The sequence below is a fragment of the Acidovorax delafieldii 2AN genome (assembly GCF_000175235.1).
Classification (GTDB): domain Bacteria; phylum Pseudomonadota; class Gammaproteobacteria; order Burkholderiales; family Burkholderiaceae_C; genus Acidovorax; species Acidovorax delafieldii_B.
Map to the genome: position 1 here is coordinate 1 of NZ_ACQT01000135.1, position 9,925 is coordinate 9,925.

Annotated in this window: 10 protein-coding genes; 3 read left to right on the forward strand and 7 right to left on the reverse strand. The window is 63.9% G+C overall.

Annotated elements, in window-relative coordinates:
• Positions 1–75 precede the first annotated feature (75 nt).
• Positions 76–816, reverse strand: coding sequence for a haloacid dehalogenase type II (locus ACDELDRAFT_RS14950; RefSeq protein WP_005798265.1), 741 nt, complete (start codon positions 814–816; stop codon positions 76–78).
• Between the two features lie 196 nt (positions 817–1,012).
• Here ACDELDRAFT_RS14950 and alaC point away from each other — a divergent pair, with 196 nt between their 5' ends.
• Positions 1,013–2,239 carry an alanine transaminase gene (gene alaC / locus ACDELDRAFT_RS14955; protein ID WP_005798267.1) on the forward strand — a complete coding sequence of 409 codons (1,227 nt, stop codon included), beginning with the start codon at positions 1,013–1,015 and terminating at the stop codon, positions 2,237–2,239.
• Between the two features lie 217 nt (positions 2,240–2,456).
• On the forward strand, positions 2,457–2,888 hold the full coding sequence (locus ACDELDRAFT_RS24210; RefSeq protein ID WP_157764939.1) for a MarR family winged helix-turn-helix transcriptional regulator: 432 nt from the start codon (positions 2,457–2,459) through the stop codon (positions 2,886–2,888).
• Positions 2,889–2,893: 5 nt separating this feature from the next.
• Here ACDELDRAFT_RS24210 and ACDELDRAFT_RS14960 read toward each other — a convergent pair whose 3' ends face one another.
• On the reverse strand, positions 2,894–3,307 hold the full coding sequence (locus ACDELDRAFT_RS14960; protein WP_005798269.1) for an ester cyclase: 414 nt from the start codon (positions 3,305–3,307) through the stop codon (positions 2,894–2,896).
• A 242-nt stretch (positions 3,308–3,549) separates the two neighbouring features.
• On the opposite strand from ACDELDRAFT_RS14960, the gene ACDELDRAFT_RS14970 reads away from it, so the two are divergent.
• A protein-coding gene (locus ACDELDRAFT_RS14970; protein ID WP_100084451.1) for an IS5 family transposase occupies positions 3,550–4,316 on the forward strand; the annotation gives its coding sequence in 2 pieces (ribosomal slippage) (positions 3,550–3,865 and positions 3,865–4,316; 768 coding nt in all).
• 465 nt (positions 4,317–4,781) lie between these two features.
• On the opposite strand, the gene ACDELDRAFT_RS14975 is transcribed toward ACDELDRAFT_RS14970, so the two are convergent.
• The 5 genes from ACDELDRAFT_RS14975 to ACDELDRAFT_RS14995 form a co-directional block, all read right to left on the reverse strand.
• Positions 4,782–5,615, reverse strand: a complete 834-nt coding sequence (locus ACDELDRAFT_RS14975) for an urease accessory protein UreD (protein WP_005798275.1) — start codon at positions 5,613–5,615, stop codon at positions 4,782–4,784.
• A 19-nt stretch (positions 5,616–5,634) separates the two neighbouring features.
• Complete coding sequence (locus ACDELDRAFT_RS14980) at positions 5,635–6,684, reverse strand: patatin-like phospholipase family protein (RefSeq protein WP_005798276.1); 1,050 nt, start codon at positions 6,682–6,684, stop codon at positions 5,635–5,637.
• 206 nt (positions 6,685–6,890) lie between these two features.
• Entirely contained in the window at positions 6,891–7,658 is a 768-nt protein-coding gene (locus ACDELDRAFT_RS14985; protein WP_005798278.1) for an ABC transporter permease, read from the reverse strand.
• Positions 7,659–7,673: 15 nt separating this feature from the next.
• Positions 7,674–8,510 (reverse strand): ABC transporter ATP-binding protein, encoded by an 837-nt coding sequence (locus ACDELDRAFT_RS14990; protein WP_005798280.1) that lies wholly within the window; start codon positions 8,508–8,510, stop codon positions 7,674–7,676.
• A gap of 223 nt (positions 8,511–8,733) precedes the next feature.
• Positions 8,734–9,765, reverse strand: coding sequence for an ABC transporter substrate-binding protein (locus tag ACDELDRAFT_RS14995; RefSeq protein WP_005798282.1), 1,032 nt, complete (start codon positions 9,763–9,765; stop codon positions 8,734–8,736).
• Positions 9,766–9,925 lie beyond the last annotated feature (160 nt).

The window sequence follows — 9,925 nt, forward strand, 5'->3', positions numbered from 1 at the left end:
GGTGCCCTCGCCCGCACAGCCCGCCGCGCGGGATTGAGGGTGCGAAAGCAACGCCTTGGCGGTGCGGCCGGGGCGTCAGCAGCCCAGCCGGTCGGCCAGCGCCGTGAGGCTGGTGCAGTGCATGTCGTTGCCAGGCTGGGGCGACACGTCCTTGGGATGGTCGGCCCCGAACTCTTGGGGGCGCTCGATATAGGCCGTGCGCAGGCCGCAGGCGCGCGCGGCCGCCAGATCGTCGTGGTGGGCAGCGACCAGCGCCACCTGCCGGGGCGGCAGATCAAACACGCGCGCCACGCCAAGGTAGGTCTCGGGGCTGGGTTTGTAGGCCTTGAACACCTCGGCGCTCAGCACGCAATCCCAGGGCAGGCCGGCACGCTTGGACATGCGCGTGAGCAGGCCGATGTTGCCGTTGGACAGCGTGGTGATGATGAACCGGCGCTTGAGCCGCGCCAGGCCTTCCACGCTGTCTGCCCACGCATCCAGCCGGTGCCACACGCGGTTCAGGTGCTGGCGTTCCGCTTCGGTCAAGTGGGCCAGGCCGAAGCGCGGCAGGATGTCGTCCAGGATGCCGCGGTGCAAGTCGTCGATCAGGGTCCAGCCCTGTTCTCCGCGCATCACACGGGCCATGGCTGGCTGGTAGCCCGCACGCCACGCCCGCGCAAAGGCGCTGGCGTCGACCGCAGGGTACAGCGCTTGCATCTCGCGCACGATGCTGCCGTGCCAGTCCACCACGGTGCCGAAGATGTCGAAGGCCAGGACCTGCACCTCGGCAAAAGGGTGGTCTGCGGAAACCGTAGAAGATGGCGGTTGGGCGTGCATGGGCACATCGTAATGCGCGCGCACCTGCAGTGCATTGCGCCGGGCAACGGGTCGCCCCCGCACGGGGGGGAAGGTGCAACATGCACGGCGCACTCTTGCGCTTGTTGCGTTGCAGCATTACAGTGGCTGCGGGCTGGCCTTTCTGCCGGCCACGTCGCTCGGACGGTTCCGGGCGCTTACGTGAAAGTCACACAGCATGTCTGCTTCCCAAGGCAAGCGCCGCTTTGCGCGCATCGATCGCCTTCCTCCCTACGTCTTCAACATCACGGCCGAACTCAAGCTGGCCGCCCGCCGCCGGGGCGAAGACATCATCGACATGAGCATGGGCAACCCCGACGGGGCCACGCCGCCGCACATCGTCGCCAAGCTCACCGAAGTGGCCCAGCGGCCCGACACCCACGGTTACAGCGCCAGCAAAGGCATCCCGCGCCTGCGCCGCGCCATCAGCCACTGGTACAAGGAACGCTATGCGGTGGACATCAACCCCGACACCGAGGCCATCGTCACCATCGGCTCCAAGGAAGGCCTGGCACACCTGATGCTGGCCACGCTGGACCGGGGCGACACCGTGCTGGTGCCCGATCCCAGCTACCCCATCCACATCTACGGCGCGGTGATTGCCGGGGCGCAGATCCGCAGCGTGCCCGTGGCCCCCGACGTGGACTTCTTTGCCGAACTGGAAAAAGCCATCCGCGGCAGCTACCCCAAGCCCAAGATGATGATCTTCGGCTTTCCAAGCAACCCCACGGCGCAGTGCGTGGAGCTGGAGTTCTTCGAGCGCGTGGTCGCCCTGGCCAAGAAGCACGATATTTTGGTGGTGCACGACCTGGCCTATGCCGATATCGTGTACGACGGCTACCGCGCTCCCAGCATCATGGAAGTGCCCGGTGCCAAGGACGTGGCGGTGGAATTTTTCACCCTCAGCAAAAGCTACAACATGGCCGGCTGGCGCATTGGCTTCATGGTGGGCAACCCTGACCTGGTGGCGGCCCTGGCCCGCATCAAGAGCTACCACGATTACGGCACTTTCACGCCCCTGCAGGTGGCCGCCATTGCCGCGCTGGAGGGCGACCAGCAGTGCGTGAAAGACATTGCCGCCCAATACCAGCGCCGCCGCGACGTGCTCTACAAGGGCCTCACCGAAGCCGGCTGGGCCGTGGACTGCCCCAAGGCCAGCATGTACATCTGGGCCCGCATCCCAGAGCCCTACCGCGCGCTGGGCTCGCTGGAGTTTGCGCGGCAGCTGCTGGACAAGGCCAAGGTGTGCGTGTCGCCCGGTATCGGCTTTGGCGACCAGGGGGATGAGTACGTGCGCTTTGCGCTGATCGAGAACGAGGCGCGGATTCGGCAGGCGGTGCGGGGGATTCGCGCTATGTTCAAGGCGGATGGGCTGTTGAAGATACCAACGGTGGCTGCGGTTTGAATTAGCTAAACCCGCCGGTTTTAGATCAAACCAAAACCAAATCCGAACGGTTGGCTTTGAACTGGCCACCGTTCGTTAGCGGTCAGCTGTGGACATTCGCAACCATCACATAGTGGCCGCCGAACCCTCTGCCACGGTGGATGCCGTTGGCATCGGAAACGCTGCGGGATTGAAGTCTTTCGATACTATGGAAACATTGGTTACTCTTTCTTAGACCTTGAGCCCATCACCTAAAGCCCTTGCTGAATCGTTGCGCGAAGTCGTCGGGGATTTTGTTCGGCTGACCCGCGACCAGGCAGGCACACCCTCTACCGCGCGTTCCGAAACGCTAGGAATTCTTGACCGCCAGGGCTCGATGAGTATTGCAAGCCTTGCCGCGCATCGGAACGTAAGGCACCAAAGCATGCGCTTGGTGGTCGCGCAACTGGAGAGCGAGTCGCTCGTTGCGCGAATGTCCGACCCGGCCGATGGCCGAAGCCAATTGATTACTCTGACTCATGCTGGGACGGAATTTGTGCGCCTGTCGAGACACGCGCGTAGCCTTCACATCGAAACAGCTATCGCAGCAGAGCTATCTGAGCAAGAGCGGCAGGACCTTGCAAAAGGGGTGAGTGTGCTAAAGCGTCTACTGATGTATCGACGCGAATGATTCCTTTAGCTCTGGCGCAATTGGTTCAGAGCCGCAGCCAGAGTATTCAGACCCCAGTGTTCGGCATAGCGCCCGTCAGTCACCCGGACGACGTCAATAACATCGATGGTGACGGGTTTACCGGTTGCGGGAATGCCCATTAGCGGGCCAACATGTACCCCGGAGATGGTCTTGCGCGTCACCACTTTGTCGCCTTCTGCGATTTGGTCGTGGATGGTGACGGTGAGTCCTGCCAATGCGGGACGCAGAACCTGGTCGAACGTATTCCACATGCTCATTGGTCCATTCGGCGCTCCCGCAGGCGCGGAGTGGTTGACAAAATCATCCGCCATCAGCGCCTCGAAAACATCGCGACGGCCATTCTGGATGACCTGCACATTGAAGCTGCTGACCACTTGCTTGTTGCGTTCATGCGCCATATGCACCTTTCGTTTCTGCTCCCATCAAGAGAGAACGGGTTGTTGAATTTGTACAGTTTAGCTGTATATATGCCAAGCAGCCAAATCGTGGTCATGGCATCGCGTATTGGCCAAGAGCTGTTGGTGCCAACTCCTGAATGATCAGCACCGCCAGTCGTTTGATGTCACCCTGAAACCCTTGCAGAGCTAGGGCGTGTTAACACTAATTGCCACATTGGTCTTGACGGGTGACACTGACGGGCATGGAAATCACGCCCGAACAGTTTGCTCGTATCGAACACTGCCTGCCAACGCAACGCGGCAACGTGAGCATGTCCAACCTGCAGGTGGTCAATGCCATGCTCTACGTGGCCGAACACGGCTGCAAATGGCGGGGCCTGCCCAAGAGATTTGGCAACTGGCACACCATCTACACGCGCATGCGTCGCTGGGAGAAAGCCGGCGTGCTGGACAAGATGTTTCAGGAACTGCAACGAGAGCAGGTGGTGCGCATCCGTATCGAAGCTGTCTCGCTCGATTCCACCAGCATCAAGGTCCACCCGGACGGCGCAGGTGCGTTAAAAAAAACGGCCCGCAATCCATCGGAAAGTCCCGAGGCGGATGGAACACCAAGATTCATCTGGTTGCCGCGGATGCTCGAACGGCCGTGACTTTCAGCCTGTCGCCTGGACAGGCTCATGATGCCCCTGAAGGGCGTCGCCTCCTGCAAAGCCTGGGGCCTACGAGTCGGCCTATTCACCTGCTCATGGACCGCGCGTACGAAGGCAACGAGACGCGTCAATTGGCCCTGGACTTGGGGTTCATTCCGGTCGTTCCTCCAACGCGTAAACGCCTTGACCCGTGGGAATACGATCGGGCCATGTACCGCCGGCGCAATGAAGTCGAGCGGTTGTTCCGGCGCTTGAAAGGCTATCGGCGAATCTTCTCTCGGTTCGAGAAACTCGACGCCATGTTTCTCGGCTTCCTCAGCTTTGTGCTGGTCGCGGATGGTCTTCGCGGTTTGTGTTAACAGGCCCTAAGTTGGATGCACTTTTCTAGCGAATATGACCGGTCCGTTCGAAATGGGCACAAGCGAGCTCAACTGGCCAATTCAAAGTTGGCATAAGCACGCGGTGCATCGAAGGGCCGATGTGGGCCCAAAGCTGAAGCTCAATCCAAACCGAAGGCGCGTGCGTGGGTCGCCTTCAGCCAAGCTTGGTCGGGTGGTCCGTTGAAAACAACGACGGCATCAACGCCGCATCGAGGCCAGATGGCGGTCTGATCCTGATTGTCGCCATCACACCAGTCGGAAATGGTATTGGGGGAATATGTCTCCAGACAGTAGTAGCACGCGGCAACATCGCTGCCGGGCGATGTGCAGCGCGATGCAACATTGATCCGCAAGTTCTACCCATAACTGGCTGGGTCCAAGGTTTGTGAATGGATCGCTGACTGGGGGCAGAGGAACTTTCCACTTGGCTACAGGCGAACCACCCTACATCGCCCAAATCCTCGGCGCCTCTCCCTCCAGCCCCCATAACCCCTCCCGCCAAGCCACGCGCACGGCCTTGAGCAACTGCATCGCGGGTTCCACCTGCGGCGCCAGCACGCGCACCACCACCATGCGGCCGTTGGGGCTGGTGGCGCCTGCCGTCGTTTTGACCTGGGGGTGAGCGTCCATCACGGCGCGAGCGGCGTCGAGGGCGGCGTCGCGGCGGTTGCGGTCCAGCGGGGTGCCTGCGGCAAAGAACAGGCTGGCCATGCAGCGGTGGCCCGCCAGGCCCAACGGGCTGCTCAGCAGGCGGTCATCGGCAGCGTCGATCACGCCGCGCTCCAGCCACAGGCCGGGCACTTCCAGGTTCTGGGTGAAGCGGCCTTGTTCAAAAGGTTGCCCTGCGTGGGGCAGGCCCAGCGCGGTTACGTCCCAGGCGATGCATTCGGCACCGGGGGCAAGGTTCAAAGTGAGGTGGTTCTCGGCGCGGCAGGCGCTGTAGCACAGGGCTTCGAGTGGCAGCCATTCCAGGCGTGCGCCTTCTGCCAAGGTGAGATGGCTGCGCTGCAAGGCCAGCGGGCCGGTGGACCGGTAAAAGCGCGTGGCACCGGGCGTGGTGACCAGGCCGTGCGCTCCGGGCCCCACGGTGGCGGTGATGTCCAGCGTGTCGCCGCCCACAAGGCCGCCGGGTGGGTGCACCAGCACGTTGTGGCAGACGCTATCGCCTTCGGGGTACAGGCTTTGCAGGATGCGTAGGGGGCCGTTGTGCTGGAAGCGGGCGACGCTGCGGGCGCCCTCTAGGGTGTAGTCGAGCTGCAGGTGGGCGTGCCAGGGCATGGGGACTGCGCGCCTGGCGCTATTTGGCGGCGGTGGGGCAGGCGTCGTCCAGCCCTGCCATGCCTGCCAGCCGCTGCAGGCGCGAGCGGTTGTCCATGCAGGCGCGGTGCTCGGCCTCGATCACTTTTTGCTGGGCCTGCTGCGCGGCCCGGGTGCGTTCGGCCTGCAACTGGGCGACGCGCTCGCGGATTTGCGGCATGGCGGCCAGGGCCGCTTTTTCGCCCTCGACGATGGCGCTGGCGCGCTGGCTGAATTCGGCGGGGCCGATGTCCAGCACATGGGGGCGGATGACGACGTCGGCCCGGGCCAGTTCAGCCTGGCCCAGCTTCTGCCCCATGATGGCAATGGACTGGCCCAGCGCGCCCAGCATGTTGGCTGGCGACTGGCCGCGGGCCTTGTTGGAAATGTCCACGGCCACCACCACGTCAGCGCCCAGCTGGCGTGCTGCATCCACGGGCACGGGGCTCACGATGCCGCCATCCACAAAGTGGTATTTGCCGATGCTGACCGGCTGGAACACGCCGGGCACGCTGCTTGATGCACGCACGGCCTGCCCCGTGTTGCCGCGCGCGAACACGGTGCGCTCGCCATCTTCGAGCCGCGTGGCCACGGCCACGAAGGGCTTGGCCAGTTGCTCCAGCGGCTTGCGGCGCACCTGTTCGTTCACGTAGTCTTCCAGCTTCTGACCCTGCACCAGCCCGCCGGACGAGAGCTGCAGGTCGCGGATCTTGGTTTCGTCGAGCGCCACGGCCCGCTCCTGCATCTCGAAGCCATTCATGCCGCTGGCATACAGCGCACCCACCACGCTGCCCGCGCTGGTGCCGGCGATGACGGATGGCGCAAACCCGTTGGCTTCCAGCATCTTGATCACGCCGATGTGCGCAAAGCCCTTGGCCGCCCCGCCGCCCAGGGCAATGCCGATCTTGACGGGGGGCGCCGCAGGCGCAGCGTTTGCGGTGGCGGCTGGCTCGGTTGCCGCGGCAGGCTTGGCGGGAGGCGCGCTGCCGCACGCCGCAAGAAGCCCACCAGCCACCAGCGCCAGCGGGCGCAAAAAACCTTCCAACCGCATGCCAAGAGATCCTGTTGTCTCGGGGCGGCGAGTATAGCGGCAGGGGTTTTCCACAGTCGTCTGCAGTGTCTATAGCTATAGAAAAAAGAGCTTAAAACCCATGGCTGGCAAGCGCTGCATGCCGGATCGGCGTAAATTTGCTCACACCGCCTCCCCGGCGACGGCGCAGGGGCCTGCTGGCAGGGGCGTGCCGTGCATTGGGCCCGTCATTCTCCTTGCGAGCCCCGGTGCGCCCAGCCCGTGGTGCGCTTTTCGACCCAGCTGAACAGCTCGTACATGGCCATGGCCATCGCACCCACCACCATCAGGCCGGCAAACGCCAGGCCCATCTGCATGGACGAGCCGGCGCTGATCAGCAGGTAGCCAATGCCTTCGTTCGCCGCCGTCATCTCGCTCACCGTGGTGCCGACGAAGGCCAGCGTGATGGCCACCTTGAGCGAACCATAGAAGTACGGCATGGAGCGGGGCAGGCCCACCTTGGTGAGCACGTCCCAGCGCTTGGCGCCCAGCACGCGCAGCACGTCTTCCAGCTCGGGCTCCAGCGTGGCCAGGCCCGTGGCGATGTTGACCATGATGGGAAAGAAGCTGATGAGAAACGCGGTGAGGATGGCCGGCCCCACGCCGATGCCGAACCACACCACCAGGATGGGCACGAAGGCGGCCTTGGGCAGGGCGTTGAAGGCTGTCATCAACGGGTACACGGCGGCATACGCCAGGCGCGAACTGCCGATCAGAAAGCCCAGCAGGACGCCCACGACGATGGCGATGCCGAAGCCCGCCATAGTGACCCAGAAGGTGCGCCAGGCGTGGCCGGCAATGACGTCGCCGAATTCCACCAGCTGCACACCGATGGCCCAGGGGCTGGGGAAGATGAACTCTGAAACGTTGAAGGCCGAGCAGACGATCTGCCACAGCAGGACGATGGCGACGAGCAGGATCCATGGGGACCAGCGCTCTGCGGTTTTCTTGTGCATGGTGGGGATGCCTTCTTATTGCGGGATGGGGGCGCCCGCTTTGCCTGCACCCTGGCGTAGCGCCCCAATGTGGCCGCGCAGTTCGTGCACGATGTCGGTGAACTCCCTGGTGTAGGTGATCTCGAGGTCGCGCGGGCGCGGCAGCGCGATGTCGCGCTTGACGACGAAGCGGCCGGGGCTCTTGCTCATCACGTACACGGTGTCGGCCAGAAAGACCGATTCGCGCAGGTCGTGCGTGACCAGGATGACATTGAATTTCTGCTCGGCCTGCAGGTCGCGCAGGATGCACCACAGCTCTTCGCGCGTGAAGGCGTCCAGCGCGCCGAACGGCTCGTCGAGCAGCAGCATCTTGGGCTCGTGGATGAGGGCGCGGCAGATGCTGGCGCGCTGCTGCATGCCGCCCGACAGCTGCCAGGGGTGCTTGTCCTCGTAGCCCGCAAGGCCCACCTTTTGCAGCAGGGCGCGCGCGCGCGTCTCGTATTCCTTGCGCTTTTGCTTGAACTGGCTGCGGTGGGGCTCCACGATCTCGAGCGGCAGCAGCACATTGTCGACCGTGGTGCGCCAGGGCAACAGCGAAGGCGCCTGGAAGGCCATGCCCGAGATCTTGAGCGGGCCGGTCACGGGCTGGCCGTCGATCAGGATCTTGCCCATCGACGGCATCTTCAGCCCCGTGGCCAGCTTCATGAAGGTGGACTTGCCGCAGCCCGAGGGGCCGACGATGGCGATGAACTCGCCGTGCCCGACGTGCAGGTCGATGGCCTCGACGGCGAAGTGGTTCTGGGCGCGCAGCTCGTCGTTGTACGCGAGCCAGACGTCGCGGAAGTCCACGAAGTAGGATTCAGCAGCCTGCATGGAAGAAATAGGGGTTGAAATTGCCTGTGGCGCTTGTTGGTTGAGCGCATACAGCTATTGAATTGATAGTGATGCGACCCTGGCCAATTCCATCGAGCCCTGCGCTCCCAGGGGGCGTGTCGTTGCACACGCCCGCCCGGGCGCAGGCCATGGCTGAGCCAAGCACGTCGCGGCCCGTCCTTCTTCGGACGCGGGCCTTCGCGAAGACGTTGTCGTGGTTGCCTTACTTCCTGGGCAGGATGTTCAGCTCGGCCGTGCTGGGCAGAAAGGCGGCGTTCCAGACCTCGTCGGCGTTCACACGCGTCTTGGTGTTGAACGCATCGGACACCTGCGATGCCATCAGCGACAGGCGGCCCGGCTTGGCCTGGCCAAAGCCCTCGGCGCGGGCGTCGGGGCTGTTGATCACGGTGTCGATGGCCAGTTGCAGCCGGCGGGTTTCGAGCGCCACGTTCACGATGCCGTCGCGCGCCTTCACGTATTCGATGGCGGCCGCAGGGTTGGCGATGACTTCCTTGGCACCTTTGGTGAAGGCCGACAGGAAGGCCTTGATGGCCGCCGGGTTCTCCTTGATGAGCTTCGGAGACGCGATGATCACGTTGCCATAGAGCTTCACGCCGAAGTCGGCGTAGGGCAGCACCACCACGTCGGCGGCCTTTGCGCCACGCGCTTCCAGGTTCAGCAGCGAGGTGAAGGTGAAACCGGTGATGGCGTCCACGTCGCCGCGTACCAGCATGGTTTCGCGCAGGGGCGGGTCCATGGCGGTCCACTGCACGCTGCCCACCTTGTTGGCCTTGGCGAAGATCGGAAAAGCGCGGCGGCCGGCGTCGAACACCGGTGCGCCCAGCTTCTTGCCGGCCAGGTCGGCGGGCTTGGCGATGCCGCTCCTTTTCAGCGCCATGACTGAGGCGGGCGTGTTGTTGTAGACCATCATCACCGCCACGGGCTTGTTCTGCGCGTCGGGGTTGTTGGCATGGAACTCCATCAGGGCGGCCAGGTCGGCAAAGCCCATGTCGTAGGTGCCCGAGGCCACGCGCTGCACGGCGCCGCCCGAGCCGTTGCCGGCATCCACCGTCACATCCAGGCCCGCCGCCTTGAAGGTGCCCTTGGCCACGGGCTGCAGGAACAGGGCCGCAGGGCCTTCAAAACGCCAGTCGAGCTGGAACTTGAGAGGGGTGAGGGCCTGTGCCTGCGCCAGCGAGAACGTGCTGGCAGCGGCCAGCAACATGGCGGATTGCAGGAACGATCGTTTCTTCATGGGAACTCCTGTGCGGGAAAGGGCAGCGAAGGGCCGGACACGGCCACCTGGCCATGTACCCAGCAAAATCGATGCCTGCTTTCGCCGCAGGAGAAGCCCCGATGCGGGCGGTGTGCACCCAACTGGTGCGTAGTGCTGGGCGGAGCGGGCGGGTTGGGCG

Coding starts and splice junctions, on each gene's coding strand:
- ACDELDRAFT_RS14975 (WP_005798275.1), bottom strand. CDS start 5,615: ATGCCCTGGCACGCCCACCTGCAGCTCGACTACACCCTAGAGGGCGCC.
- ACDELDRAFT_RS14980 (WP_005798276.1), bottom strand. CDS start 6,684: ATGCGGTTGGAAGGTTTTTTGCGCCCGCTGGCGCTGGTGGCTGGTGGG.
- ACDELDRAFT_RS14985 (WP_005798278.1), bottom strand. CDS start 7,658: ATGCACAAGAAAACCGCAGAGCGCTGGTCCCCATGGATCCTGCTCGTC.
- alaC (WP_005798267.1), top strand. CDS start 1,013: ATGTCTGCTTCCCAAGGCAAGCGCCGCTTTGCGCGCATCGATCGCCTT.
- ACDELDRAFT_RS14995 (WP_005798282.1), bottom strand. CDS start 9,765: ATGAAGAAACGATCGTTCCTGCAATCCGCCATGTTGCTGGCCGCTGCC.
- ACDELDRAFT_RS14950 (WP_005798265.1), bottom strand. CDS start 816: ATGCACGCCCAACCGCCATCTTCTACGGTTTCCGCAGACCACCCTTTT.
- ACDELDRAFT_RS14960 (WP_005798269.1), bottom strand. CDS start 3,307: ATGGCGCATGAACGCAACAAGCAAGTGGTCAGCAGCTTCAATGTGCAG.
- ACDELDRAFT_RS14990 (WP_005798280.1), bottom strand. CDS start 8,510: ATGCAGGCTGCTGAATCCTACTTCGTGGACTTCCGCGACGTCTGGCTC.